Raw genomic sequence first — 25,113 nt, forward strand, 5'->3', positions numbered from 1 at the left:
GTGCACACAGCGTGAACAGCGCCGCCACGCGGCGCGGCGCTTCGGCGGCCGGCAGGCCGTTCAGCAGCCGCGGGGCGAGTTCGGCCCGGGTGCTGCGGATCGCCGGCCGGCGGCCGGGGCGCAGCTCGACGTGGCCACCCAGGTCCGCCGCCGTCGTCTTCATGCGCCGCGGCCGAAAAGAAAACCGCGACGCGAGGGCACGGCGGCCATCGTGCATGCTGCCGTCGGCGCGGCGGATGCCGGCGCCGCCGGGCGCAGCTGCGCGAGCAGCTCGTGCGCGGTCGCCACCGCCGCGGCCTGGTCGGCGAACTCGTGCATCGGCGAGAACAGCGAACAGGCTTCGAAAGCGCCGCAGCGGTCTTCGTGCGCGCCGATGAACTCGAACACCCGGCCGCCGACTCTGCGCTCGCCTTTGGCGCCGACGGCCAGCGCCGCGCCGACGGGCAGGCGCACCAGGTTCATGAACCAGGGCGTGATCAGCACGCCGACCGCGGCTTCGCCGTCGTCACCGGCCTGCGGCGCAAAAGCGATGGCCTGCACCTGCAGCCGCGCATTCAGCAGCGGCAGGCCGTGAAAACGGGTCGCCGCGATCTCGCGGAACGCGGCTTCGAGCGCAGCGACGCGGGCCATCGGCACGGCAGTTACTCCAGCACCATGAACTGCTCGGCGTCGCCGTCGCACTGCGGGCAGCGCCAGTGCGCCGGCAGTTCGGCGAAGGGCACGCCGGGCGGGATCTGCCAGGTGGTGTCGCCTTCGGCTGGGTCGTAGACCCACCAGCAGATCTTGCACTCCAGCCGCGCACCAGCCGGCAGCCGGCTGCGGTCGCCGAGGTAACTGCCTTCGAAGCTCATCCGCGTGCCACCCACTGCAGCACCTCGTCCAGGCGCTCGGCCGAGTCGGCCAGATCCTCGGCCGCGGCGCAGACCACCTCGGGCACGGCGCAGACCTCGACCGAGTTCAGGATCACCTTGTCCTGCGAGTTGTAGTAGACGACGCGCCAGGTGTCGGGCACGCCGGTGTCGGTGACGCGGCAGTTGCCGTAGCCGCGCGACAGCACGACGACGCGGCCGGTGCCCAGCACGTGGTCCAGCCAGGCGATGTCTTCGGGCGACAGCGGCAGCAGCGTCAGGTTGACGACGTGCGCCGGCTGGCCCGGCCGCCACTGGTGGCGCTGCTCGGCCAGCTCGGTGAGGATGGCGGGCGCGTTCATCACGCCCGGCGGCGGCGCCGCGGCAGCGACCGCCGGGCTGGCGCCGTCTTCGCGTGCGGCGCGCAGCAAGGCCTGCGGCACCGCGCCGCATTCGATGGTGTCGGCGACATGGCCGTCGGCGCCGCGCTCGAGCACACGCCAGACGCCGGCGAACACCGACTCCTGCACCTGCACCAGCGGCTGGCCGTCGTCGGCCAGCACCTGGGCACTGACCTCGCCTTCGCCCAGCACCTGGTGCAGCAGTGCGAGTTCGGTTGTCGTCAGCCCGGCCAGCGCCACCGGCGCCGGCGTCTCGCCGCGCACGCAGGCCTGCACGGCGGCCAGCGTCTGGCGCAGCGCGGCCAGCGCGCCGTCGTGGCCGCTCAGCTGCTCGGGTTCGGGCAGGCTGGGCGCCTGGTAGACGGCCATGCCCTGCGGCATCTCCAGGTAGTCCAGCGCCTCGTCTTCGTGGCTGCCGGGGCCGGCGGCGACCACCGGGATCGGGAAGGGGCGGGGCAGGGTGTTCATCGTTTCAGTGGCAGGAGGAGGGGCCGTCGGCGGCGGCGACTGCGATCGGGGCGCGGCCCGCCGGCATCGCCAGCGCGGCGGCGACGCGCTCGACGAAATCGGTCCAGTCCAGCATGCCGGCGATCGTCGTCACGTAGCGCCCGTCGCGCAGAAAGACCAGCGAGGGCCAGCGCTGGGCGCCGAAACGTGCGGCCAGCCGGTCTTCGTCGGCGCGTGTCGTGACGCCGACCGCGAAGCGCCCGGGGAAGGCCGCCTGCAGCTCCGGCAGCACGACGGCGACGTCGACACCTTCCGGAAACCGCACCGGGTCGCCGTGGAAGAACAGCACGCGGTCGCCGCCGGCGGCGAGAAAGGCATCGACGTTCGCTGCGTCGACCCACTGGGCGCCGTCGCGTTCGACGAGGCGGGCGACCAGCGGCGCGGCGCCGTCGGCTGGGGAGGGGGGGCTCATCGTGTTGCGGCGCCGTCGGCGCTGTCGGGGGAAGAAGGGCTGCCGGTGAGCGCGGCCAGTTCGGCGGCGCTCAGCGCCGACGGCAGTGCGAAGCCGGCCGCGGCGTCGGCCGCGCCGCCGCCCAGCGCCTGCTCCAGCAGGTCCAGCGTCGCGTCGACTTCGGCCGCCCGTTCGGCGCTGATGCGTTCACGTGCGCTGTCGAGGAAGACCAGCAGCCAGTCGCCGGGCTCGACCGCGCCGACGAGCGCGGTCTCGACCTCGCACGTCCCGCCGCGGCCGGCGGCCAGCGCGCGGCCCGGCGAGACGGACAGCACCTGCATCGGCACACCGAGGCACATCAGGCAGCTCCCGGCATGAAACGCGCGTCGCCGACGCGGCAGGCCTCGTCTGCCGACGGCCGGCCGGCTTCGTAGGCGGCCAGGGCGATCGTCGCCTGGCCGACGGCGTCGTCGGCCGGCGGCGGAGCCAGCCGCGGCCGGGGTTCGGCGCCCCAGCGGCGCAGCGCATCGACGCCGAGTGCGAGCGCGTCTTCCAGCGCCAGCCGCACACGCGGCCGCAGGCTGCCGCCGTAGTCCTCCAGTTCCTCGGGCTGGCAGCCGATCAGCAGCACCGACTGCGGGTAGCGCTCGGTCAGCATCGCCAGCGCCAGCACCTCCTGGAAACCGGTCTGGTGCAGGCTCATCTTCTTGGCGCCCAAGAAACGCGGCACCTCGTCGTCCTCGATCAGCTTGAGCGTGCCGGGCTCCAGGCCGTAGTCGATGGCGTCGAAGATCAGCAGCCGCGTCGCCTGCTGCACGTGGTGCACCAGGTACAGGCCCTGGGTGCCGCCGTCGACCAGGCTGACGTGGGGCGCGAAGGTCCAGCGTGCGTCCAGCGCCTCGACGCAACGCACGCCGAAACCTTCGTCGGCCCAGAGCACGTTGCCGATGCCGAGCACGACGATGCTCTCGGGGCTGTCACCACCGGGGTGACAGGCGGGTTCGGGCGTGTGTGGGTCCATCGGTGGCTCGATCGGAGGGGGAGTTCAGCGCGCGGCCAGGCCGCGGCGCATCTGCTTCCAGGCGTGGAAGCTGTCGTAACGCGATTGCAGCGCCAGCCAGTGGCTGGCCGGCAGGCCGAAGGCCAGCGCGCAGCGGATGGCGGTGTCGGGCGACATCGACCGCTGACCCTGCACGATCTCGTGCAGCCGCCGCCGCGACACACCCAGCACGCGCGCCGCCTGCGACTGCGACAAAGCCAGCGGCCCCAGCACCTGGCGCTGCAGGAAACGCCCCGGATGCACCGGCGCTCGCGTCGGCACGCCGGCAGGCGATAACAACGAGCGGGCTGCTAATGCGTCAAGCGGACGCCGCGGAACCGGCTCTGCCGGGCCGCTGGCGTCGCCCCCCTGGGGGGGAGCGCCGAAGGCGCTACGGGGGGGGGCCATCAGTCTTTAAAGGTGCGGAAGCCCGAGATCATCGTGCTGACCATGCTTTGGCGGCCCATGATGTCTTCGCGGATCGCGGCGTAGACGTGCATCAGCACGAAGATCACCATGCCCCACATGCCCAGCCGGTGCCAGGTGTGCAGGTCCTGCGACTGGCCGAACAGCGGGATCACCCAGCCGAACATGACGTCGGCCCAGGAGCCGCGGCCCAGGCCTTCGCTGTAGAGCGCGAAGCCGGTGACGAACATGAAGACCGTGATCGCCAGGAAGCCGGTGACCATGCCCAGGCGTGCCAGCGGGTTGTGGCCGACGTACTGGCCGGGCCGCGGGTCTATGAACAGGTACCAGCGCACCATGCCCATCACGCCGCGCCAGTAGCCGCGGTTGAACAGCGGCAGCGTGAACAGCTCGTGCGAGTGGTGGTTGCCGGCGAAGGCCCAGTACAGGCGGCCGATGAAACCGATCGCGAACACGTAGGCCGAGGCGAAATGCGCGAAGCGGATGTAGCCCATCACGTAGTTCGCGCTGGCTTCGCCGCCGACCGAGGGCAGCGGCTTGCCGATCAGGTAGCCGGTCGCCATCAGCACGAAGACCGCCAGCGCGTTGATCCAGTGCCAGGCCCTGATCGGCGCTTCGTAGACGTAGACCGCACGACGGACGACCGCGCGCTGCGCGACCTCCTCGGCATCGCTGGGGCTCAGGCGGGTGATGCCGGATTCGATGTCCATCGTGTCTCCTCGGTCTTGTCTAGCGGGATTCAGACGCGCGTCAGCAGCAGCACGCCGGCCAGGGCGACACCGCCCGACAGCGCGCGCCAGACGACCGCCGGCAGCGCCAGCAGCCGCGGCGCGGCGGCCAGGCCGACGGCGTGCAGCAGCGCGGTGGCGGCCAGGAAACCGAGCGCGTAGCCGGCGAAACCACCGGCTGCCGGCAGCTCGGCGCCGTGCGCCAGGCCGTGCAGCGAACCCGCCACCGCGACCAGCAGCAGGCCGGCCGGCACCGGCAGGCGGCGCGCGAACGCGAGCATCAGGCCGAGCACGACGACGCTGGCGGCGATCGCCGGTTCGACCAGCGCGTGGCCGACACCGGCGGCACCGGCGACGGCTCCGCCCAGCAGCGCGGCCATGAAGAGCGCCGGGCCGGCCAGGCGCTGCGCGCCCTGCAGCGCGGCCGCCGACCACAGGCCGACTGCGACCATGGCCAGCAGGTGGTCCAGCCCCAGCGGGTGGGCCAGGCCGGCGGCCAGCGTGTTGGTGTCGTGGCCGGTGTGGGCCATCGCGGGCGCCGCGGCGAGGGCGGCGGCGGCGAAGAGGGTGGCGGGGACGAGACGTTTCATTCGGGAGTTCCTTTCGGGGCGCGTCCGCTCGTTCAGCGGACCTTCACGGTGCACAGTTCGCGACCGTCCTCGCTCATCACGTGGGTCGAGCAGGCCAGGCACGGGTCGAACGAATGCAGCGTACGCAAGATTTCGACCGGCTGGTCCGGGTTGACCATCGGCGTGCCCAGCAGGCTGGCCTCGAAGGCGCCGATCTGTCCCTTGGCGTCGCGCGGGCTGCCGTTCCAGGTGGTCGGCACGACGCACTGGTAGTTCTCGATCCTGCCGTCCTTTATGCGGATCCAGTGGCCCAGCATGCCGCGCGGCGCGGCGACGGTGCCCACGCCCTTGGCTTCCTTGGGCCAGGTCGCCGGGTCCCACTTCTCGACGTTGGCGGTGGCGGTGTCGCCGGCGCGGATGTTGGCGACCAGCTCGTGGTAGTCGGCCAGCAGCATCTCGCCGCAGTACTGGCCTTCGAGGCAGCGCGCCAGCGTGCGGCCAATGGTCGACGGCAGCAGTTGTTTGAGCGTGTACTGGGTCTCGGGCAGGCCGAGTGCCTTGGGCACGCCGTGGTTGATCATGCCGGCGGCGAAGTCGACCTGCTCCTTGACGCGCTGGCAGTACTTGTTGCCCTTCATCGCATGGGCGTAGCCGAGGATGTAGCGCGACAGCGGGCCGACTTCCATCGCGTGGCCGCGCCAGCGCGGCGACTTGATCCACGAGTACTTGGCGCTCTCGTCGATGTGTTCGATCGCGGTGCGCGTGCCCTTGGTTCGAGCACCGAGTTCGAACTTCGGCTCGGTGACGCCGTCCCAGGGGTGCAGGCCCTTGCTTTCGTCGGCGTACTGGTACCAGCTGTGGGCGACGAACTCCTGCACCTGCTCCGGGTCGCGCGGGTCGATGGCGTGGATCTCGTCCCAGTTGCCGTTCAGGATCGCGCCGCCGGGCAGTTGCTGGGTGGTGTGGTCGTAGGCCACCTTCTCGTAGGTGCCGTAGTCGGCGACGTTGGTCGCCGCCAGGCCGCCGCCGTGCAGCCAGCCGGCCTGCTTGTAGATCGTGCCGATGGCCAGCACGTCGGGCAGGTAGACGTTGCGGTTGAACTCGATCATCTCGTCGATGCGAGCCTTGACGAAGTTCAGCCGCTCCATGTTGATCGGCGCCCCGGCGGCGCCGTTGCCGTCGAGGTTGATCGCACACGGCACGCCGCCGACGAGGTAGTTGGGGTGCGGGTTCTTGCCGCCGAAGATCGCGTGCACCTTCACCCAGTCCTTCTGCAGGTCCAGCGCCTCCAGGTAGTGGGTGACGGCCATCAGGTTGGCCTCGGCCGGCAGCACATAGGCCTTGCTGCCCCAGTAGCCGTTCATGAAGGGGCCGAGCTGGCCGCTGTCGACGAACTTCTTCAGCCGGTTCTGCACGTCGCGGAAGTAACCCGGCGAGGACAGCGGGTGCGAGGGCGAGACCAGCTGCTGCAGCTCGCTGGTCTTCTTCGGGTCGGCCTTCAGCGCGGCGACGACGTCGACCCAGTCGAGTGCGTGCAGGTGGTAGAAGTGCACCGCGTGGTCGTGCACCTGCAGCGTCTTGGCCATCATCTCGCGGATGAGGTGCGCGTTCTTCGGGATCTTGATGCCCAGCGCGTCCTCGACCGCACGCACGCTGGTCAGCGCGTGGCAGCCGGTGCAGACGCCGCAGATGCGCTCGACGAAGGCCCAGGCGTCGCGCGGGTCGCGGCCCTTGAGGATGACCTCCAGCCCGCGCCACATCGTGCCGGTGGAGACGGCGTTGCGGATGACGTTGTTGGCGTCGACGTTGACCTCGCAGCGCATGTGGCCCTCGATGCGCGTGACGGGGTCGACGACGATGCGGCGGCCGCTGTCGTCGAGCTTGAAGCCTTGGGTTTCGATGGCGCCCATGAACGGTGCTCCGGGAGTTCGGTCGGGTGGGGTTTCAGCTGCGCGACTCGGCGCGCGCGGCGGCGTCCGGGTCGTGCGACAGGCGCTTGATCACGGAGGCGGCGGCGTGCGCGGCGATGGCCGCGCCGACGACACCGGCGGCGGTGCCGCCGACCTTGTCGGCGTTGGCCTCGATGCCGAACTGGTGGATCGTCGTCAGGCGCTCGTAGAACGAGCCCTTGTCCCAGAAGCCGTCCTCGGAGCAGCCTATGCAGCCGTGGCCGGCCTTGATCGGGAAACTCGTGCCTTCGTTCCACATCACCGTGGAGCAGGCGTTGTAGGTCGTCGGGCCCTTGCAGCCGACCTTGTAGAGGCAGAAGCCCTTGCGCGCGTTGTCGTCGTCGAAGCTCTCGACGAACTGGCCGGCGTCGAAGTGCGGCCGGCGGTAGCACTTGTCGTGGATGCGCTGGCTGTAGAACATCTTCGGCCGGCCCTGGCGGTCGAGCTCGGGGATGCGGTCGAAGGTCAGCATGTAGGTGATGACGCCGGTCATCACCTCGGCGATCGGCGGGCAGCCGGGCACCTTGATGATGGGTTTGTCGGTGATCACCTTGTGGATCGGCGTGGCCTGCGTCGGGTTCGGCTTGGCGGCCTGCACGCAGCCCCAGGAGGCGCAGGAACCCCAGGCGATGACGGCCTTGCAGTCGGCGGCGACACGCTTCAGCTTCTCGACGAAAGGCTTGCCCGACTGGATGCAGAACATCCCGTCTTCGTTGAGCGGCGGGTTGCCCTCGACGGCGAGGATGTAGTTGCCTTTGTACTTGGTGATGATCTCGTCGAGGATGGCTTCGGCCTGGTGGCCGGCGGCGGCCATCAGCGTGTCGTCGTAGTCCAGCGAGATCATCGACAGCACCGCGTCCTTGGCCAGCGGGTGCGCGCTGCGGATGAAGCTCTCGCTGCAGCAGGTGCATTCCAGCCCGTGCAGCCACAGCACCGGGGTGCGCGGCTTGGTCTCCATCGCGTGTGCGATCTGCGGCACGAAGGCCGGCGCCAGGCCGAGCGAGGTCGCGGTCAGCGAGCAGTACTTGAGGAAGCTGCGCCGCGAGATGCCCTGGCGGCGCATGACTTCGTAGAAGGTCTCCATCGGGTGAGGCTCCTGGCTCGGGTGTCGGCTTCTTTGATCTGCCTCATACCCACAATGCGTGCCCGTTTTTCCTTGATCTAGGGAAAGCCCGGGTCGGGCGCCGCAAGTGCTTGATTCGCCGAGGAGTTTTTTGACCGCTGCGTGACGCTTCGCACACCCGCTCAGGGGCCGGTGGCAGCGGTGCTGCCGCTTCGGCAGCCGAAGTGGCTGCCGTGTTGCCGCTAGCGGCGGGCGCCGGGCAGCCGGCTCAGCTGCCGGTCGTGCAGGCGGGCCAGCAGTGCGAGCGCACAGACGGCGCCGATCAGCGCCATGAACATGTCCGACTGCGTGTCCCAGGGGTCGCCCTGGGTGCCGAGGAAGGCGTCGGCGTCCTGGCCGATGGCCAGCGCGACGCCCCATTCGATCAGTTCGTAGCTGGCGCTGATCGCGAGCACCACGCAGACGACGAGGAAGGCCAGCATGCGGCGGCCGCGCACAACGCTGCCGCGCAGCAGGATTTCGCGCGCCGCGAGTGCCGGCACGAAACCCTGCATGAAGTGGCCGATCTTGTCGTACGGGTTGCGCGACAGCTGCAGCCACTCCTGGATCTGGAAACCCAGCGGCACGCGCGCGTAGGTGTAGGCGCCGCCCAGCATCAGCACCGCGCAGTGCACGAAGACGAGCGCATAGAGCAGCGTCGTCAGCGGGTAGCGGCCGTGCGTGGCCAGCAGCAGCGGCAGCACGATCAGCACCGGCATCACCTCGAGCAGCCAGGTCTCGCGTTCGTAAGGCTGCCAGCCCGACCAGGCAAGCAGGGCTGTGAGCACGAAGGCGGCGACGGCGAGGGCAGGGGTGCGGCGGTCGGTCATCGGCGCCGACTCTAGCCGCAAGCCGGCCTCAGTGAGCGACGGCGAGGGTGCGGTTCGTCGCGCGCGTCTCGAGCTGCGGCACCTGGCTGAACTGGCCCTTCATCGCCAGGCGCATGGCCTGCAGCACCTCGTCGCGCGAGTGCTGGCCGGCGCCGTCCTGCGTCGCCTTGACGAAGTAGTAGGTGAAGGCGCCGTTGTAGCGGCCGTCGAAGTACGCGTCGGCGCTGGTCTGGTTGGCCTTGCAGCCGGTCCAGAGCACGTGGTGCTCGCCGGGCTGTCCGGCGTCGCGGCCGAGCACGAAGCCGGTGGCGTCGCGCTGGCGCAGCGTGCCCTGGCGGCTGGGCGGGGCGACGAAACGCGGCCGCGGCGCGTGCAGCGAGAACTCGGCGCCGCGCAGCCCGGTGCCGCTGTGGCAGGTGTCGAGGAAGACCTCCAGCAGCACCGTCGGCGGCAGCTCGGCGAACAGGTCGTGCAGTTCGTCGTCGACGATGATGTGCTCGGGGTCCCAGTCGCCGTCCTTCTCGGCGACGTCGTAGGGCACGAAGGCTTCGTCGACACCGTCGGGCTCGTCGCCGCTGGTGTCGGCGACCTGGGTGCCGTGCGAGGACCACGAGAACACGATGTGTCCGATCTTGCCCGCCTTGGCCTGGTCGACCAGCTTGCGCAGCCTGGCCAGGATCGCCGCCTTCGTCGCCTTCTTGTCCAGCAGCAGCGTGATCTCGCTTTCGCGCCAGCCCAGCGTGCCGGTGAGCAGCGCCGCCATGTCCTGGGCGTCGTTGACGCAGCCGTTGAGCTGGAACTGCGGGTAGCGCCGGAACTGGTTGATGCCGACGCACAGTGCACGTTTGGCCATCGAATGCCCTCCATCGTTCACGGGAAAAGGGCAGGCTAGCGGGCGGGCGTTCACAAGGCCCATCCCTAGCGGTGACAATAACGGGATGTCTCAAGAGAGCCCGCCGCCCATGAAGCGTCTTCCGCTGTTCAGCCTGTCGCGCCCGATCGCCGCGATGGCATTCGTCATCGTGCTGTCCAACGTGCTGGTGCAGTTCCCGGCCGGCGACTGGCTGACCTGGGGCGCGTTCAGCTATCCGCTGGTGTTCCTGGTCTGCGACCTGACGAACCGCGCCGTCGGCGTGTCCGAGGCGCGACGCGTGGCCTGGGTCGGCTTCGCGATCGCGGTCGCGCTGTCGGCGGTGCTGGCGCCGTGGCGCATCGCGGTGGCTTCGGGCAGCGCCTTCATCTTCTCGCAGCTGATGGACATCGCCGTCTTCAACCGCTGGCGCCGCCAGAGCTGGTGGAAGGCGCCGCTGATCGGCTCGATGGTGGCTTCGGTCGTCGACACCTCGCTCTTCTTCTTCCTCGCCTTCGCCGGCACGGACGTGCCCTGGCAGCAGCTCGCCGCCGGCGACCTGCTGATCAAGTGGCTGATGGCCGCCGTGCTGCTGGCGCCCTACCGCGCGATGCTGCCGCGGCTGCAGGCCTGGGTGCCGGTGCGCTGACGGCTCGACGCGCGGGGGACCTCGCCGCGATGAACAAGGCCTTCACGAAGGAAAACGACGCCGCCGACGATGACGGCGACGACGAAGCCCCCGGCCTGCCGCCGCTGCCCGCCGGCACGCGCAACTACGTCACGCCCCAGGGCTACCGCCGGCTGCGCGAGGAGCTGATGACGCTGCTCGACGTCGAGCGCCCGAAGATGGTCGAGACGGTCTCCTGGGCGGCCAAGAACGGCGACCGCAGCGAGAACGGCGACTACCTCTACGGCAAGAAGCGGCTGCGCGAGATCGACCGCCGCATCCGTTTCCTGACCAAGCGCCTGGACATCGCCGAGATCGCCGACCCGTCGGCGCACCACGGCAGCGACCAGGTCTTCTTCGGCGCCACCGTCACCTACGCCAACACCAGGGGCGAGGAGCGCACGATCACGATCAAGGGCATAGACGAGGCCGACAACCTGCAGGGCGAGGTCAGCTGGGTGGCGCCGATCGCGCGTGCGCTCTTGAAGGCGCACGAAGGCGACGAGGTGCAGCTGATGACGCCCGGCGGCCTGGAGACGATCGAGGTGATCGCGGTGCGCTACCCGGCGCCAGCCGCCCCTGCTTCTCAGTCCTGACCGGGTTTGTCGCGCCAGACGCGCAGCACCGCCGGTGCCCGGCGCAGCGTGCGCAGCACCTCGGCCAGGTGGACGCGGTCGCGCACGCTGACCAGCAGCCGCAGCTCGGTGGTCTCGGCTGCCGGCTCCTGGTCCATGTCGAGGTGGGTGATGTCGGCCTCGGCGGCGGCAACGGCCGAGGCCATCTGCGCCAGCACGCCCTTGCCGTTGCTGACCAGAGCGACGATGGTCGTCGGGAAGGCGCGCGTCAGCTCTTCGGCCCATTCGACGCGCATCCAGCGTTCGCTGTCGCGCTCGTACAGGCGGCGGCCGATCTGGCATTCGCTGGTGTGCACCACCAGGCCTTCGCCGCGGCCCAGGTAGCCGGCGATCTGGTCGCCCGGGATCGGGCGGCAGCAATGCGCCAGCTGCACCGAGGCGCCTTCGCTGCCGTCGATGAAGACCACGCCCTGCTTGGGCGCGCTGTCGTCGCTGGCGTAGCGGCCCATCGTCAGCATCACCGCGTCGGGGCGCACGCCGCGTTCGGCCAGCAGGCCGGCCAGACGCTTGGCGACGATGGTCGCGATCTTCTTGCCCAGGCCGATGTCGACCAGCAGTTCGGCGCGGCTGCGGTTGCCGCTCCAGCGCGTCAGCTGCTGCCAGACGGCGGCGGCGTCGGTGTCGGTCGGGTCGGCCGACGGCGGCTGCAGGCCTTCGGCGCGCAGCGCCTGGCCGAGCAGCTTCTCGCCCAGCGCACGCGACTCCTCGCCTTCCATGTTCTTCAGGTAATGGCGGATCTTCGAGCGTGCGCGGCCGGTGCGCACCATGTGCAGCCAGCCGGGGTTGGGGCGCGCGCCGGGCGCGGTGATGACCTCGACGACGTCGCCGCTGCGCAGTTCGGTGTGCATGGCCACCGGCTCGCCGTTGACCTTGGCGGCGACGACATGGTCGCCGACGTCGGAGTGGATCGCGTAGGCGAAGTCCACCGGCGTGGCGCCGCGCGGCAGCGCCAGGATCTTGCTGCGCGGCGTGAAGACGTAGACGGCGTCGGGATAGAGGTCGATCTTCACGTGCTCCAGGAACTCGGCCGAGTCGCGCGTCTCGTCCTGGATGTCGATCAGGCTCTGCAGCCACAGCGCGCCCATGCGCTGCGCCTCCTGCGAGTCGCCCTTGCCGTTGGTCTTGTAGATCCAGTGAGCGGCGATGCCGCGTTCGGCCACCGCGTGCATCTCGTCGGTGCGCACCTGGAACTCGACCGCGGTGCCCAGCGGGCTCACCAGCGTGGTGTGCAGCGACTGGTAGCCGTTGGCCTTGGGGATCGCGATGTAGTCCTTGAAGCGCCCCGGCACCGGCTTGTAGAGCTGGTGCAGCACGCCGATCGCGAGATAGCACTCGGGCAGCGTCGGCACGACGATGCGGAAGCCGAAGATGTCGTTGACCTGCGCGAAGCCGGCGTGCTTTTCGCGCATCTTGCGGTAGATCGAGTAGACGGTCTTCTCGCGCCCGGTGACCTCGACCTTCATCTTCTGCGCCGCGAAGCCGCGCTCGACGTCGCGCTGCACGCGCTCGACGATGTCGCGGCGGTAGCCGCGCGCGCGTTTGATCGCCTTGGCCAGCGCGCCGTGGCGCCAGGGGTGCAGGAACTGGAACGACAGCTCCTGCAGCTCGCGGTAGGTCTGGTTCAGGCCCAGGCGGTGCGCGATCGGGGCGTAGATCTCGAGCGTCTCGCGCGCGATGCGCTGGCGCTTGTTCGGCGCCATCGCCTCCATCGTGCGCATGTTGTGCAGACGGTCGGCGAGCTTGACGAGGATGACGCGCACGTCGCGCGCCATCGCCAGCAGCATCTTGCGGAAGGACTCGGCCTGGCTTTCCTCGCGCGTGCTGAACTGCAGTTTGTCGAGCTTGGTGAGGCCGTCGACCAGGTCGGCGGTCGGGGCGCCGAAGCGCTCGATCAGCTCGGTCTTGGTGACGCCCTGGTCCTCGATCGTGTCGTGCAGCAGCGCAGCCATCACCGCCTGCACGTCCAGGCGCCAGTCGGCACACAGGCCGGCGACGGCCAGCGGGTGCGTGATGTAGGGCAGGCCGCTGGCGCGGAACTGGCCCAGGTGGGCCTCGTCGGCGAACTTGTAGGCCTCGCGGACGAGCTTGATGTCGCCCTTGGACAGGTAGGCCAGCTTGTCGGTCAGGCCGGCGAACGACGCCGCCTCGACCGGGTTGTCCGGCGGCAGATCGGCCGCGCGCGAACGCCCCTGCAGCGCGGCAGGCAGCAATTCGGCAGCCAGAGAACGGATCCCCATGCCGCGTAATCTAGCGTGGAATGTTGGGTGCGGCCCCTGCAGGGCCGCAAAAGAAGACGGGCGCCGCGAGGGCGCCCGTCAGGGATGGGTTCAAGGCCTCAGACCGGGACCTTGCGCAGCATCTCGATGCCGACTTCACCGGCGGCGATTTCGCGCAGTGCGGTCACGCCCGGCTTGTTCTTGGTCTCGATCTTGGGCGCATGGCCCTGGCTCAGCATGCGCGCGCGGTAGGTCGCCGCCAGCACCAGCTGGAAACGGTTCGGGATCTTGTGCAGGCAGTCTTCGACAGTGATGCGGGCCATGGCGTGCGTGCGTCCGGGTTGGATGGTGTTCAGAGAAGGTCCAGCGCTGCGAACACCTGGGAGCGGTTGCGGCACTGCGACACGTACTTGAGGCGCTGCGAGTGCACGACCGTCTTGAGGTCGAACAGCGCCGTCTCGAACAAGTGGTTGATTATAACGAAGTCGAAGTGCCGGGCCTGGGCCACCTCCACGCGGGCGTTCTGCATGCGCACCTCGATGACGTCGTGGCCGTCCTCGCCGCGGCGCAGCAGGCGCTGGCGCAGTTCGTCCCAGCTCGGCGGCAGGATGAAGATCAGCACCGCGTAGGCGAAGAGCTGCTTGATCTGCAGCGCGCCCTGGTAGTCGATCTCGAGCACCACGTCCTCGCCGCGCAGCAGGCGTTCGTGGATCGCCTTGCGCGAGGTGCCGTAGAGGTTGCCGTGGACCTGGGCCCACTCGAAGAACTCGCCGCGCTCGATCATCGCGCGGAATTCGCTCTCGTCGACGAACCAGTACTCGCGCCCGTTCTGCTCCTGCCCGCGCGGCTTGCGCGTGGTGTGCGAGATCGACACCGACAGGTGCGAGTCGAGTTCGAGCAGGGCCTTGACGAGGCTGGATTTGCCGGCGCCGCTGGGCGCGGCGACGACGAAGAGATTGCCGGGCGTTTCCATCGCCGGATTCTACGGGCGCGCCCGTGGCGCCCCGGCGTCCGGCCGCGTTCAGCGCAGCCGCAGTTCCCGCATCTTGCGGTACAGCGTGTTGCGGCTGATGCCCAGGCGGCGCGCCGCTTCCGACAGGTTGCCGGCGCAGGCCTGCAGCACCTGGCGCACGGTGCGCTCGGATTGCGAGCGCAGGTCGACCGCGTCGTCGGCCGCCTCGCGTGCCGGCGGGCGCTCGCGCAGGTCCTCGGCGAGGTCGTCGCTCAGATGGGCCCAGCCGATCTCGTGCTCGTCGTCGTCGAGCAGCGCGCAGGCGGTGGCCAGGGCGTTGTGCAGCTGGCGCAGGTTGCCGGGCCAGCGGTGGCGGCCGAAGGCGAGCGCGACGTCGCTCGCCAGGCGGACCGCGCGCCCGGGCAGCAGTTCCTGCAGCATGCCGGCCACCAGCGCCGGCTGGTCGCTGCGCCGGCGCAGCGGCGGCAGCTGCAGCGCCAGGCCGTTGAGCCGGTAGTACAGGTCCTCGCGGAAGCGCCCGGCTTCGATCGCGGCGCGCAGGTCGTGGTGGGTGGCGCAGATCAGGCGGAAGTCCACCGCCTGCGGCCGCCCGCCCCCCAGCGGCGTGACCTCGCGCTCCTGCAACACCCGCAGCAGCCGCGTCTGCAGCGCGGTCGGCATGTCGCCGATCTCGTCGAGGAAGAGCGTGCCGCCGTGGGCCTCGCGGATGCGGCCGGGCGCGCCCTCGCGCGCCGCGCCGGTGAAGGCGCCGGGCCGGTAGCCGAAGAGCTCGGCCTCGATCAGGTTCTCGGGCAGCGCGGCGCAGTTGACGGCGACGAAGGGCGCGTCGCGGCGCGCGCCGCTCTTGTGCACTGCGCGTGCGAACAGCTCCTTGCCGACACCCGACTCGCCCTGCAGCAGCAGCGCGATCGGCTTGTCGAGCACGCGCCGGGCGCGGCCGATGGCGGCCTGCATCGCCGCGTCGCCAGTGTCCAGGGGCGCGAGCGCGTCGTCGACGGCCGGCGGCGGCGCCACCGGCGGGCGCGGCGCCGGCACGCCGCGCCCGCCTTCGACGCGCAGCCAGAGCACGCTGCCGTCCTCGCGCCGCAGTTCGTGCACCGCGTCCGGGCTGCGGCTCCAGCCGGCCAGCGTCTGCAGGTCCAGCGGCAGCACGCGCTCGAGCGTGCTGCGGCCGATCGAGCCCGGCGTCAGCGCCAGCATCGCCCGCGCGACGCCGTTGGCACCGATGACCCAGCCGTCCTCGGACAGCGCCAGCAGCCCCTCGGTGACGGTGCCCAGGCCTTCGCGCTGCGCGTGCAGCCGCAGCCGCAGGCCGGCGGCGTGGCGGGTGTCGAACAGCCTGTGCTCGATGATGCGTGCCGCCGAGCGCACCAGCGCCAGCGTGTGGCGGTGGTAGCCGCGCTGGTCGCCCGAGATGTCGAGCACGCCCAGCAGGCGGCCGGCGGGGTCGGCGATCGGCGCCGCGGTGCAGGTCAGGAAGGCGTTGCGCTCCAGGTAGTGCTCGCTGCCGTGCACCACCACCGGCGCGCCTTCGGCGAGCGCGGTGCCGATGGCGTTCGTGCCGCGCCACTGCTCGTGCCAGCTCGCGCCGGGGCGCAGCGCGACGCGCTGGGCGCGGTCGACGAAGTCGGCGTCGCCGAGCGCGTGCAGCAGCATGCCCTGGGCGTCGGCGAGGATGACCATGTTGTCGGTGTCGCGCGTCTGGTCGAACAGGAACTCCATCACCGGGCGCGCATGGGCGACGAACTCCTGCTGCTGCTCGAGCGCGCGTGCGAGCTGCGCCGCCGACGCGTGCGGCGCGCCGCTGAAGCGCCCGACGGGCGCGAGGCCGAAGTCGCGGCTGCGGCGCCAGCTGCGCGTGAGCGCGGGCGCCACGTCGTCGTCGCCGACGTCGCCGGTGTCGAGGAAGCGGCGGCGCGCTTCGCGCAACCGGGCCGGCGGCGTGCGCGCGGCGAGCAGGGAGTTGGCCATCGTCTGTCTCCAGCGGGGCCTCTGACGGGCCTCGTGTCGGTGTCGGGCCAGCCTATCGAAACCGGGGCGAGGCGCAATCGGGTCGGCCCGGGGTCTGCGCCGCGGGCTGTCACGAAACGGGACAGCTGTGCCGTGGTGATGCGCAGGCGATGCCGGATTTCGCGCGGAATCGCCGTCCGTCCCCGGCGCGGCAGCCGTTTTCGGCTGCCGCGAGCGCTGGCACGCAGCGTGCGGAGGCGGTCCTCGCGCGATCCGGCGCGGCCCCGTGTCCGGACGACGCCTTACAGACCGAAGGAGACACAACCATGCTGTATGCCCTGCCCAATACACCCGGTGCCAAGGTCCAGTTCAAGAGCCAGTACGACAACTTCATCGGCGGCAAGTTCGTGCCGCCGTCCGACGGCCAGTACTTCGACGTCATCACGCCGATCACCGGCAAGCCCTACACGCGCGCCGCGCGCTCCGGCGCCGTCGACATCGAACGTGCGCTCGACGCCGCCCACGCCGCCGCCGACGCCTGGGGCCGCACCCCGGCGGGCGACCGCGCCAACGTGCTGCTGAAGATCGCCGACCGCATCGAGGCCAACCTCGAGCTGCTCGCCTACGCCGAGACCGTGGACAACGGCAAGCCGATGCGCGAGACGCTCGCCGCCGACGTGCCGCTGGCGGTCGACCACTTCCGCTACTTCGCCGGCTGCCTGCGCTCGCAGGAGGGCTCGATCAGCGAGATCGACGAGCACACGATCGCCTATCACTTCCACGAGCCGCTGGGCGTCGTCGGCCAGATCATCCCGTGGAACTTCCCGCTGCTGATGGCGGCCTGGAAGATCGCGCCGGCGCTCGGCGCCGGCAACTGCGTCGTCTTGAAGCCCGCCGAGTCGACGCCGGTCAGCATCATGGTCTTCGCCGAGCTGATCGCCGACCTGCTGCCGCCGGGCGTGCTGAACATCGTCAACGGCTACGGGCGCGAAGCCGGCATGCCGCTGGCGTCGAGCAAGCGCATCGCCAAGATCGCGTTCACCGGCAGCACCGCCACCGGCCGCGTCATCGCCCAGGCGGCGGCCACCAACCTGATCCCGGCGACGCTGGAACTCGGCGGCAAGAGCCCGAACATCTTCTTCGAGGACGTCGCCGCCGCTGACGACGATTTCTTCAACAAGGCGATCGAAGGCCTGGTGCTGTTCGCGTTCAACCAGGGCGAGGTCTGCACCTGCCCGTCGCGCGCGCTGATCCACGAGAAGATCTACGACAAGTTCATGGCGCGTGCGCTCGACCGCGTGAAGCAGATCAAGCAGGGCAGCCCGCTGGACACCGAGACGATGATGGGCGCGCAGGCCTCGGCGATGCAGATGGACAAGATCCTCGGCTACCTCGAGATCGGCCGCCAGGAAGGTGCCGAGTGCCTGATCGGCGGCGCGCGTGCCGAACTGGGCGGCGAACTCGCCGGCGGCTACTACATCCAGCCGACGCTGTTCAAGGGCCACAACGGCATGCGCGTGTTCCGCGAGGAGATCTTCGGCCCGGTGCTGGCGGTGACGACCTTCAAGAACGAGCAGGAGGCGCTGGACATCGCCAACGACACGCCCTACGGCCTGGGCGCCGGCGTCTGGAGCCGCGACGGCACCGCCGCCTACCGCGCCGGCCGCGCGATCAAGGCCGGCCGCGTCTGGACCAACTGCTACCACGCCTACCCGGCGCACGCGACCTTCGGCGGCTACAAGGAATCGGGCATCGGTCGCGAGACCCACAAGATGATGCTCGACCACTATCAGCAGACCAAGAACCTGCTGGTGAGCTACTCGCCGCACGCGCTGGGCTTCTTCTGAAGCCGGCGGCGCTGCCGCCGTGCCGGTCGTCGCCGGCACCGAAGGCCGGCCGGCGACGACCGGCCTTCGGCATTCTTGCAACGCCCGCGGCTGGCGGCTCAGCGGGTTTCGAGCCTCAGCTTCACCGCCCGGCCCGCCGCCGGCTGGGGTGCCCCGAGCTGCGCCGAGCTGGCGCCGCGTTCCAGCAGGTAGCTGCGCAGCGCGCCGGCACGCTGCGCCGCCAGCGCCGCGTCGCCGCCGGCATCGGCCGGCGCGGCCAGCGCCAGCGTCAGCTGCGGCTGGCGCCGCAGCGCCTCGGCGAGCTTGTCCAGCACCGCCGCCAGCGGCGGTTTCACCTCGCGGCGGCCGGCCTGGAAGCTGAACTCCAGCGGCACTTCCAGCGCCACCGGACCGGCGCCCTGCTGGGCGATCACGACGGGCGTGCCGCCGAACCAGGACTGCAGCCACTGGCGTTCGACGACGAGGGGTGGTGCGGCCGGCCGGGCGACCACCGGTGTGGGGGGCGCGGGAGCCGGTGTGCTCTGGCAGCCTGCGAGGGCGAGGGCCAGCATGATCGAGGCTGCCGCCCCGGGGCGGCATCCGGTGCCAGACGGATGGCGTAGCGGGTGTCGTGTCATGCAGAATTCTCTTGTCCGTCCCGCCTTGTGCTGTTTCGAGACGTGTCCTAGCCTTCAGCGCTGCAAAACGCGAACTAGCACCCGAAAGTTCGCTCGCGAAGTCGAGAGGTTCATTTTTATCAAATAGAATCTCTTGTGGTGGCATTTGGCGCGGTTTGTAACGAGCGCGCCGGGTGCATTCGGCGTGTGGTTCAGCGCTCGCGAGGCCGTGAAGCACGGTCGCGGGGCCGGGCTTGCACGCGGTCGGTCCTCAGCCGGAATCGAGCATGAGCGAACAACAAGTCACCGCCGGCACCCTGACGCTCGGCGAAGGTGTCACGATCAACGGCAAGATCAACGCCTCCGGGCGGGTCCAGGTCTTCGGCACCGTCAAGGGCGAGATCGAAGCCGACGACGTCGCCGTCGGCAAGACCGGGCGTGTCGAGGGCAGCCTCAGCGCACGCAACGTCGACATCCGCGGCGAGGTCGGCGAGACCATCGTCGCGCGCGAGCAGATCGTGATCCGCTCGACCGCCATCGTCACCGGCACGGTGACCTACCAGACGATCCAGATCGAGGGTGGCGCCCGCATCGACGGGCATCTGCGACGTTCGGACACGGCCGTGCCGGCGGCGCCGGTCCAGCCTCCCGAACCCGAGCCCGGCCATGCGGATCAAGGCGCTGTCTGAGGCACCGATACGCTGGCTGGACGATGTCCGGCGCAGCCTGCCGGACACCGGTGTCGCCTCGGTCATCGTCGCCGACGACCGCGGCGTTCGCTACATCGAACTGCGGCGCGACGCGATCGAACGCACGATCCGCCGCTTCAAGCTGCTCGCGCTGTGGCTGGCGGTCGCCAGCTGCATCGCCATCGCCAGTTTCGTCGCGCTGGCGCTGCGGCTGCAGAGCACCGAGTCCGAGCGCGAATCGCTGTCGCAGACGGTCGCGACCTTCCAGCGGCTCGGGGCCGAGACGCTGGCCGATGCCGCCGACGCCGAGTCGATGACGCCAGAGAAGATGAGCGCGCTGGTGCAGCGGCTCAAACGCCGCGACGAGGCTTTCCGTTCCTATGTCGCCGTCACGGCGAGGCTGGCGGCGGTCGAGAACGAGACCATCGGCAGCAAGCTGCGCGGCCTGGGTGCGGCGCCGGTCGAACTGGCGTCGGCGCTGCGCAAGTACACCCAGACCGGGCCGGAGCAGGGCGTCGGCGCCTCGCTCGACAGCGAGGTGCAGGCCGAGCTCGAGCGCTTCATCTCGGCGCCGCAGCAGGACGTGCTGATCGCCAACGCCGGGCTGCGACGGCTGCTCGGCGAGCTGCCGTCGGTGCCGCCGCTGGCGGACGCGCGCACCACCTCCGACTTCGGTCTGCGGCTGCACCCGATCACGCGGCGCCTGGACACGCACCAGGGCGTCGACTACGTCACCAGCGCCGACAAGCGCGTGCGTTCAGCGGCGGCCGGCCGGGTGGTCTTCGCCGGCTGGCGCGCCGGCTATGGCAACCTCGTGATCGTCGGCCATGCACTGGGTTTCGAGACCTGGTACGCGCATCTGTCCGCGATCCAGGCCACGCTCGGCGCCGCGGTTCAGGGCGGCGAGGTGCTGGGGGTGATGGGCAGCACCGGCTCGTCGACGGGCGAGCACGTGCACTTCGAGGTCAGGCGGGGCGATCGCCCGATCGATCCTCTCAAAGTCTTCCGGGTGAGCCAGCATGCTGTTCAGTAAGCCGAAGTCCGACCGCGACGAAACCGCTTCCGCCGCGCCCGAGATCCCGAACCCGGCGGCGCTGCCGGTGCTCGACGACGCGGTGCGGCGCAAAACGCGGCCCGAGGACATCCGGCCGTCGGTGCTCGGCCCCGGCGTGCTGGTGCGCGGCTACATCGGCTCGCCCGGTCCGCTGCATTTCCAGGGTGACATCGAAGGCACGGTCGAAGCGCCGCAGGTGTCGCTGGGTGCCGAAGGTTCGATCCGCGGCCGGCTGATGTGCGACCGCGTCACCGTCGACGGCTACCTCGAGGGCGAGCTCGACTGCCGCGAACTGAGCGCCGGCTCGACCGCACGCGTCGATGGCCACGTGCGCTGCGAGAACCTCGTGCTCGCGCTCGGCGCGGTGATCAACGCCGAAGTCAAGGTCGGGCCGCGCGGCTGAGACGGCGCTGCGCTGTGTACGCTGCCGAACCGACGGCGGCGCACGGCGGGCTTCAGCATCGGTGTTCCGAGCGGCCTGCCTGGTCGCCCGCCACGGACACAAGGAGCCAGCATGCCCAAGGCACAGCACGGCAATCGCGAACCGAAGAAGCCGAAGAAACCGCCTCCCAAGGCCTTGCCGCCCGGCACCATCGCCACGCCGGTGCTGCCGGTGGTGGCTGAGCGCCAGAAGAAGCGCTGAACAGCGACGGCGTCAGGACACGAGCGTGAAATCGCGCTCGCGCCTGAGTCTGGCGAGCAAGGCCTTCCGGCCTTGCACGTCCAGACTCAGCCATCGCGCGTGAAATCGCGCGCTGGCCTTCGACTGGCGCGCAACGCCTCCCGGCGTTGCACGTCCCGTCTTAGCACTCGCGCGTGAAATCGCGCTCGTGCCTGAGTCTGGCGAGCAAGGCCTTCCGGCCTTGCACGTCCAGACTCAGCGTTTGATGCGGGAGATCTTCGTGCCTTGGATGCTCAGGCTGGCCATCAGCCCCTGCTGGTCGAAGATGAAGGCGTAGGCGTCGTCCTTCAGCGTCGTCGTCGACAGGTTCTTGGCCACGCCTTCGTTGACGACGACCACCGACGGGCCGGCGCCGAACTCCCAGCCCTTGCTCTGTTCGAGGTACTTCACGGCCTTGTCGTTCATCAGGAACACGACGTAGCCGTAGGACTCGGCGCCAGCCTGCCAGCCCCAGGAGGCCGACACGGAGTTGTAGTAGCCGGCGTTCTTGCCGCCCTTGGTCAGCACGCCTTCGCCGTAGCTGCCGCCGAAGACCAGACCGGCCTTGACGATCTTCGGGAACACCAGGATCGCGCGTGACTTCTTGGACAGTGCCTCGGCTCCGGGATTGGACTTGTAGAGGCTTTGCAGCGCTTGCGCTGCATCGGCGTCCAGATCCTCTGCGGTCGCGGCCGCGGCGGGCAGTGCCCCGCCCAGCAACGCCAGCGAGGCTGCGGCGATCGACAGGTGGGAGACAAACGTTCTGCGGGTGCGAATCATGTTGTGCGTCATCTTGTTTCCTTCGCTGCGGCGACCGAATGCGCTGCAGACAAGGCAGCGTGCACCCGTCCCGAACAGCTTGTTGTAGGACGGGCGGCCGACAAGTCAAGGCGGCCGCCGCTTTCTTCGCTGGCCGCGGTGGATGTCGTCCGGCCGTTCGTCAGCGCACAGACGGCCGTCTGCGCATCGTCCAGTCTGTGGCCGGCGGGCGACTCGCCCGAATCACGGCCAGCAGCCGAAAGGGACGGACATGAACAAAGACCAACTTCGTGGCGCGATCAAGGAAGCGGCCGGCAAGGTGCAGCGCGGTTTCGGCCAGGTGGTCGACAGCCCGAAGCACCAGGCCAAGGGCAGCCTGAAGCAGGCCCAGGGGCGCGCCCAGCAGGTACGCGGCGACGCCAAGGAACTGGTGAAGGACGTGCTGCGCAAGCCTTGAGCCCGGCGCGGCGGCCGCGTTGCGGCGCCGCGTGCGCGCTCAGGCCGCCCGGAACGCCTCGTAGCCTTTGCGCCGCAGTTCGCAGGCCGGGCAGCTGCCGCAGCCGTAGCCCCAGGCGTGCAGCGTCGTGCGCTCGCCGAGGTAGCAGCTGTGGGTTTCGGTGCGGATCAGTTCCAGCAGGTCGGCGCCGCCCAGCCGTTCGGCCAGGCGCCAGGTCTCGCGCTTGTCCAGCCACATCAGCGGCGTCTCGATCACCATCGGCGCGTCCAGCCCCAGGCTGATCGCCACCTGCAGCGCCTTGAGCGTGTTGTCGCGGCAGTCGGGGTAGCCGGAGTAGTCGGTCTCGCACATGCCGCCGACCAGCGCCGTCAGCCCGCGGCGGTAGGCCAGCGCGGCGGCGAACGTGAAGAACAGCAGGTTGCGGCCCGGCACGAAGGTCGTCGGCAGGCCGGAGTCGGCGAACACGATCGCCTGCTGCCGCGTCAGCGCGGTGTCGCTGATCTGCCCCAGCAGCCCGATGTCCAGCACGTGGTCGGCACCCAGGCGCTCGCGCCAGCGCGGAAAGCGCTCCTTCAGCTGCGCCAGCACGGTGCCGCGGCACTGCAGTTCGACCGCATGCCGCTGGCCGTAGTCGAAGCCTATCGTCTCGACATGGGCGTGGTGTTCCAGCGCCCAGGCCAGGCAGGTGGCGGAGTCCTGCCCGCCGGAGAACAGGACGAGCGAACGGTGTTGCCGGGAGGTGTTCATCGAAAGTGCTTGGTTTGCGGGCCGGGCCGGCAGCCGGATCGCGTGCTGCAGCCCGCCGCCATTCTCGGCGCTCATCGGCGACGCCAGGCCCTTGGGCATACTCGGCGCTCTCGAGACACGAACAGGGAGCGTGGTGATGGCGGCGGTGAAACGGGGGCTGGCTTACCGGCTGGGGTGGTCGGCTTTCGCGGTGGCGCTGGCTGCCTATTCGGTCTATCTCGGCCTCAATGGTGGTGGCTGGAGCCACGTCGCGACGGCCCTCGCCTGGGTCTTGTTCGCCGTCTCCTGGTTCCTGCAGCCGGTCGCGCCGTCGGGCGACGCGCCCGTGGCCGGTGCCGCCGGCTTGCGCAACGGGGTGACGATCGCGGCGGTCGTCTTGTTGGTGGGCAGTCTGGTCGTACGCTGGCTGTTCGGCGTGTAAATTCGCTCGCTGATGCCGCAACGTCCCGCGCCGATGATCAGCAGAAACTCCGCAGAGCAGATTGCCGACGACCTTCTTGCACAGGAGCGTGCCCGGCTGCAGCTCGAACGCGACGCCAGCGCGCCGCGCGTGCCCGGGTGGTACCGCGTCGACGGCCTTGACCGGCTTGGGCGCCATGAGCAAGTGCAGTGGCTCGCGGCCGAACGCCGCATGGTGCTGCGCTCGCCGCGCTTCATCGCCCTGCATTTGGCCTGCCTCCTGGCTGTCGCTGCAGGCTTGCTGCTGTTCCACGCCGCTTCTTCCACGACGTTTTTGTGGGTGACTGCGGCGTCCTTGGGCCTTTCGGTCGTCCGTATCCTCTTCATACGCCGTGCGCTCGCCCGGCGCCTGGCTGAAAGGCTGGCCGGCGCGGTCCCGTCCGGCCGCTGAGGCGGTCTGGCGAGACGTCGTCTGCGACTCCAGCAGCCGCCGCCATTCGCGGCGACACTGCGCCCGGTCCCCACACCGAAAGCGGCCCGCTTGAGACGTCACCATGAACGCCACCGTCTGCAGCGCATCGGCTGGCTGCGCGCCGCGGTGCTGGGCGCCAACGACGGCATCGTCTCGACCGCGAGCCTGATCCTGGGCGTGGCCGGCGGCGGCGCCGGTCACGACGCGGTGCTGGTCGCAGGCGTCGCGGCGCTCGTCGCCGGGGCGATGTCGATGGCCGCCGGCGAGTACGTCTCGGTCAGTTCGCAGGCCGATACCGAACGTGCCGACCTCGAGGTCGAACGGCGCGAACTGGCCGCCGACGGCGCGGCCGAACACGAGGAGCTGGCGCGCATCTACATCGGCCGCGGCGTCGAACGTGGCCTCGCCGGCCAGGTGGCGACGCAGCTGATGGCGCACGACGCGCTCGGCGCCCATGCGCGCGACGAACTCGGCATCAACGAAATCACGCAGGCGCGTCCGGTGCAGGCGGCCTTGGCCTCGGCGGCCTCGTTCTCGGCCGGCGCCGCGGTGCCGCTGGCGATCGCCTGGCTGACACCACCGGCGGCCGCGGCCGGCGTCGTGACGGTGGCCTCGCTCGTGCTGCTGGCGGTGCTGGGTGCGGTCGCGGCGAAGGCGGGCGGGGCACCGGCCGGTGCCGCTGCGGGCCGCGTCACCTTCTGGGGCGCGCTGGCGATGGCCGTGACCTACGGCATCGGCGCGCTCGTCGGCAGCGTGGTCTGAAACCCGCTCAGGCGGCCGGGAAGCTGGGCCGCGGCAGGCTCTCGAAACCGGGGCGTGCGAACAGGTAGCCCTGGAACAGGTGCACGCCCTGGGCCCGCAGCCAGCGGTACTCGGCCGTGGTCTCGACGCCTTCGGCAATGACGTCTATTCCCAGCAGCTCGCAGGTCAGCAGCAGCCCGCGCATGATGGCCTGGCGCGGGCCGTTGCTCTCGATGCCGCGGATCAGTCCCATGTCGACCTTGATCGTGTCGGGCTGGAAGTCGGCCAGCAGGTTCAGCCCCGACTGGCCGGCGCCGAAGTCGTCGATCGCCAGCGCCAGGCCGTCGCGCTTGTGGCGGTTGACCAGCGCCGCGAAGCCCGGTGCGTCGGCGATCACGTCGCTCTCGGTGACTTCGATCACCAGGCGCTGCGGCTCCAGCCCGGCGGCGCGCGCGGCGCGCAGCGTGGCGTCGATGGCGTCTTCGTCGGCGAGCACGCCGTGCGGCAGCAGGTTCAGGTTCAGCTGGCAGCTCAGGCCCAGGCGCGCCGCCAGCGCCAGCGCCTGGGCGCGGCTGTGGCGGTCGAAGGCGGCGCGGCCGGCGGCCGGCAC

At 70.4% G+C, this 25,113-nt stretch carries 32 protein-coding genes; 11 read left to right on the forward strand and 21 right to left on the reverse strand.

The genetic code is table 11. From position 1 onward, the window contains the following. Positions 1–159 precede the first annotated feature (159 nt). The 13 genes from hybE to CKO43_RS18970 all read right to left on the reverse strand — a co-directional run bounded on the left by hybE (position 160) and on the right by CKO43_RS18970 (position 9,643). Positions 160–630 carry a [NiFe]-hydrogenase assembly chaperone HybE gene (hybE, locus tag CKO43_RS18910; protein ID WP_200379596.1) on the reverse strand — a complete coding sequence of 157 codons (471 nt, stop codon included), beginning with the start codon at positions 628–630 and terminating at the stop codon, positions 160–162. 11 nt (positions 631–641) lie between these two features. Then, positions 642–851 carry a rubredoxin gene (locus tag CKO43_RS18915; RefSeq protein WP_200379580.1) on the reverse strand — a complete coding sequence of 70 codons (210 nt, stop codon included), beginning with the start codon at positions 849–851 and terminating at the stop codon, positions 642–644. Next, on the reverse strand, positions 848–1,717 hold the full coding sequence (locus CKO43_RS18920; protein ID WP_200379581.1) for a hydrogenase expression/formation protein: 870 nt from the start codon (positions 1,715–1,717) through the stop codon (positions 848–850). The genes CKO43_RS18915 and CKO43_RS18920 overlap by 4 nt, the downstream gene beginning before the upstream one ends. A gap of 4 nt (positions 1,718–1,721) precedes the next feature. Next, positions 1,722–2,168, reverse strand: coding sequence for a thioredoxin domain-containing protein (locus tag CKO43_RS18925; protein ID WP_200379582.1), 447 nt, complete (start codon positions 2,166–2,168; stop codon positions 1,722–1,724). After that, positions 2,165–2,506 (reverse strand): HypC/HybG/HupF family hydrogenase formation chaperone, encoded by a 342-nt coding sequence (locus CKO43_RS18930; RefSeq protein WP_200379583.1) that lies wholly within the window; start codon positions 2,504–2,506, stop codon positions 2,165–2,167. The genes CKO43_RS18925 and CKO43_RS18930 overlap by 4 nt, the downstream gene beginning before the upstream one ends. Further along, positions 2,506–3,168, reverse strand: coding sequence for a HyaD/HybD family hydrogenase maturation endopeptidase (locus tag CKO43_RS18935; RefSeq protein WP_200379584.1), 663 nt, complete (start codon positions 3,166–3,168; stop codon positions 2,506–2,508). The genes CKO43_RS18930 and CKO43_RS18935 overlap by 1 nt, the downstream gene beginning before the upstream one ends. Positions 3,169–3,192: 24 nt before the next feature. Next, a complete protein-coding gene (locus CKO43_RS18940) occupies positions 3,193–3,468 on the reverse strand; it encodes a HigA family addiction module antitoxin (RefSeq protein WP_346728305.1) in 276 nt (91 codons plus the stop codon). A gap of 125 nt (positions 3,469–3,593) precedes the next feature. Beyond that, a complete protein-coding gene (cybH, locus tag CKO43_RS18945; RefSeq protein WP_200379586.1) occupies positions 3,594–4,322 on the reverse strand; it encodes a Ni/Fe-hydrogenase, b-type cytochrome subunit in 729 nt (242 codons plus the stop codon). Between the two features lie 29 nt (positions 4,323–4,351). After that, positions 4,352–4,930 (reverse strand): HupE/UreJ family protein, encoded by a 579-nt coding sequence (locus tag CKO43_RS18950; protein WP_200229636.1) that lies wholly within the window; start codon positions 4,928–4,930, stop codon positions 4,352–4,354. A 32-nt stretch (positions 4,931–4,962) separates the two neighbouring features. Continuing rightward, a complete protein-coding gene (locus CKO43_RS18955) occupies positions 4,963–6,819 on the reverse strand; it encodes a nickel-dependent hydrogenase large subunit (protein WP_200379587.1) in 1,857 nt (618 codons plus the stop codon). Between the two features lie 34 nt (positions 6,820–6,853). Then, positions 6,854–7,942 (reverse strand): hydrogenase small subunit, encoded by a 1,089-nt coding sequence (locus tag CKO43_RS18960; protein WP_200229638.1) that lies wholly within the window; start codon positions 7,940–7,942, stop codon positions 6,854–6,856. Between the two features lie 221 nt (positions 7,943–8,163). Then, positions 8,164–8,790 carry a DUF2238 domain-containing protein gene (locus CKO43_RS18965; protein WP_200379588.1) on the reverse strand — a complete coding sequence of 209 codons (627 nt, stop codon included), beginning with the start codon at positions 8,788–8,790 and terminating at the stop codon, positions 8,164–8,166. Positions 8,791–8,818: 28 nt separating this feature from the next. After that, positions 8,819–9,643, reverse strand: coding sequence for a caspase family protein (locus tag CKO43_RS18970; protein ID WP_200229642.1), 825 nt, complete (start codon positions 9,641–9,643; stop codon positions 8,819–8,821). A 109-nt stretch (positions 9,644–9,752) separates the two neighbouring features. Between CKO43_RS18970 and CKO43_RS18975 the strand changes: the two genes are divergently transcribed. Next, positions 9,753–10,289, forward strand: a complete 537-nt coding sequence (locus CKO43_RS18975) for a queuosine precursor transporter (RefSeq protein ID WP_200229643.1) — start codon at positions 9,753–9,755, stop codon at positions 10,287–10,289. A gap of 29 nt (positions 10,290–10,318) precedes the next feature. Further along, positions 10,319–10,903 (forward strand): transcription elongation factor GreB, encoded by a 585-nt coding sequence (gene greB / locus CKO43_RS18980; RefSeq protein WP_200379589.1) that lies wholly within the window; start codon positions 10,319–10,321, stop codon positions 10,901–10,903. On the opposite strand, the gene CKO43_RS18985 is transcribed toward greB, so the two are convergent. The 4 genes from CKO43_RS18985 to CKO43_RS19000 all read right to left on the reverse strand — a co-directional run bounded on the left by CKO43_RS18985 (position 10,894) and on the right by CKO43_RS19000 (position 16,102). Further along, entirely contained in the window at positions 10,894–13,179 is a 2,286-nt protein-coding gene (locus CKO43_RS18985) for a RelA/SpoT family protein (RefSeq protein ID WP_200229645.1), read from the reverse strand. The genes greB and CKO43_RS18985 overlap by 10 nt on opposite strands. 98 nt (positions 13,180–13,277) lie before the next feature. Next, positions 13,278–13,481: a DNA-directed RNA polymerase subunit omega gene (gene rpoZ / locus CKO43_RS18990; protein WP_200229646.1), complete on the reverse strand. Its 204-nt coding sequence runs from the start codon at positions 13,479–13,481 to the stop codon at positions 13,278–13,280. Positions 13,482–13,510: 29 nt separating this feature from the next. After that, a complete protein-coding gene (gene gmk / locus CKO43_RS18995; RefSeq protein ID WP_200229647.1) occupies positions 13,511–14,131 on the reverse strand; it encodes a guanylate kinase in 621 nt (206 codons plus the stop codon). 48 nt (positions 14,132–14,179) lie between these two features. Continuing rightward, positions 14,180–16,102, reverse strand: coding sequence for a sigma-54-dependent Fis family transcriptional regulator (locus CKO43_RS19000; protein ID WP_200379590.1), 1,923 nt, complete (start codon positions 16,100–16,102; stop codon positions 14,180–14,182). 305 nt (positions 16,103–16,407) lie between these two features. On the opposite strand from CKO43_RS19000, the gene exaC reads away from it, so the two are divergent. After that, the gene (gene exaC / locus CKO43_RS19005; protein WP_200229651.1) at positions 16,408–17,928 is read left to right on the forward strand and encodes an acetaldehyde dehydrogenase ExaC; all 1,521 of its coding nucleotides are present in this window, start codon (positions 16,408–16,410) and stop codon (positions 17,926–17,928) included. Positions 17,929–18,026: 98 nt separating this feature from the next. Here the strand turns inward: exaC and CKO43_RS19010 are convergent, their stop codons facing one another. Further along, the gene (locus CKO43_RS19010) at positions 18,027–18,419 is read right to left on the reverse strand and encodes a hypothetical protein (protein ID WP_200379591.1); all 393 of its coding nucleotides are present in this window, start codon (positions 18,417–18,419) and stop codon (positions 18,027–18,029) included. A 392-nt stretch (positions 18,420–18,811) separates the two neighbouring features. On the opposite strand from CKO43_RS19010, the gene CKO43_RS19015 reads away from it, so the two are divergent. The 4 genes from CKO43_RS19015 (at position 18,812) to CKO43_RS26150 (ending at position 20,910) form a co-directional block, all read left to right on the forward strand. Then, the gene (locus tag CKO43_RS19015; protein WP_200229656.1) at positions 18,812–19,213 is read left to right on the forward strand and encodes a bactofilin family protein; all 402 of its coding nucleotides are present in this window, start codon (positions 18,812–18,814) and stop codon (positions 19,211–19,213) included. Further along, on the forward strand, positions 19,191–20,246 hold the full coding sequence (locus CKO43_RS19020; protein ID WP_200229657.1) for a M23 family metallopeptidase: 1,056 nt from the start codon (positions 19,191–19,193) through the stop codon (positions 20,244–20,246). The genes CKO43_RS19015 and CKO43_RS19020 overlap by 23 nt, the downstream gene beginning before the upstream one ends. Then, the gene (locus CKO43_RS19025; protein ID WP_200379592.1) at positions 20,233–20,670 is read left to right on the forward strand and encodes a bactofilin family protein; all 438 of its coding nucleotides are present in this window, start codon (positions 20,233–20,235) and stop codon (positions 20,668–20,670) included. Before CKO43_RS19020 ends, CKO43_RS19025 begins: the two co-directional genes overlap by 14 nt. A gap of 111 nt (positions 20,671–20,781) precedes the next feature. Further along, positions 20,782–20,910 (forward strand): hypothetical protein, encoded by a 129-nt coding sequence (locus CKO43_RS26150; protein ID WP_259373740.1) that lies wholly within the window; start codon positions 20,782–20,784, stop codon positions 20,908–20,910. A gap of 234 nt (positions 20,911–21,144) precedes the next feature. On the opposite strand, the gene CKO43_RS19030 is transcribed toward CKO43_RS26150, so the two are convergent. Beyond that, complete coding sequence (locus CKO43_RS19030; protein WP_242477995.1) at positions 21,145–21,720, reverse strand: lipid-binding SYLF domain-containing protein; 576 nt, start codon at positions 21,718–21,720, stop codon at positions 21,145–21,147. Between the two features lie 238 nt (positions 21,721–21,958). Between CKO43_RS19030 and CKO43_RS19035 the strand changes: the two genes are divergently transcribed. Continuing rightward, the gene (locus CKO43_RS19035) at positions 21,959–22,144 is read left to right on the forward strand and encodes a CsbD family protein (RefSeq protein ID WP_200229659.1); all 186 of its coding nucleotides are present in this window, start codon (positions 21,959–21,961) and stop codon (positions 22,142–22,144) included. Positions 22,145–22,183: 39 nt separating this feature from the next. On the opposite strand, the gene queC is transcribed toward CKO43_RS19035, so the two are convergent. Beyond that, entirely contained in the window at positions 22,184–22,891 is a 708-nt protein-coding gene (gene queC / locus CKO43_RS19040) for a 7-cyano-7-deazaguanine synthase QueC (protein WP_200229660.1), read from the reverse strand. Positions 22,892–23,027: 136 nt separating this feature from the next. Between queC and CKO43_RS19045 the strand changes: the two genes are divergently transcribed. The 3 genes from CKO43_RS19045 (at position 23,028) to CKO43_RS19055 (ending at position 24,524) form a co-directional block, all read left to right on the forward strand. Next, complete coding sequence (locus CKO43_RS19045) at positions 23,028–23,312, forward strand: hypothetical protein (RefSeq protein ID WP_200379593.1); 285 nt, start codon at positions 23,028–23,030, stop codon at positions 23,310–23,312. 33 nt (positions 23,313–23,345) lie between these two features. Then, positions 23,346–23,741, forward strand: coding sequence for a hypothetical protein (locus tag CKO43_RS19050; protein ID WP_200229662.1), 396 nt, complete (start codon positions 23,346–23,348; stop codon positions 23,739–23,741). 90 nt (positions 23,742–23,831) lie between these two features. Continuing rightward, the gene (locus tag CKO43_RS19055) at positions 23,832–24,524 is read left to right on the forward strand and encodes a VIT1/CCC1 transporter family protein (RefSeq protein WP_200379594.1); all 693 of its coding nucleotides are present in this window, start codon (positions 23,832–23,834) and stop codon (positions 24,522–24,524) included. Between the two features lie 7 nt (positions 24,525–24,531). Here the strand turns inward: CKO43_RS19055 and CKO43_RS19060 are convergent. After that, a partial coding sequence (locus CKO43_RS19060) for an EAL domain-containing protein (RefSeq protein WP_200379595.1) occupies positions 24,532–25,113 on the reverse strand: 582 nt, incomplete at its 5' end.

This window comes from Rubrivivax gelatinosus (genome assembly GCF_016583785.1).
In the GTDB taxonomy this organism is placed as follows: domain Bacteria; phylum Pseudomonadota; class Gammaproteobacteria; order Burkholderiales; family Burkholderiaceae_C; genus Rubrivivax; species Rubrivivax gelatinosus_B.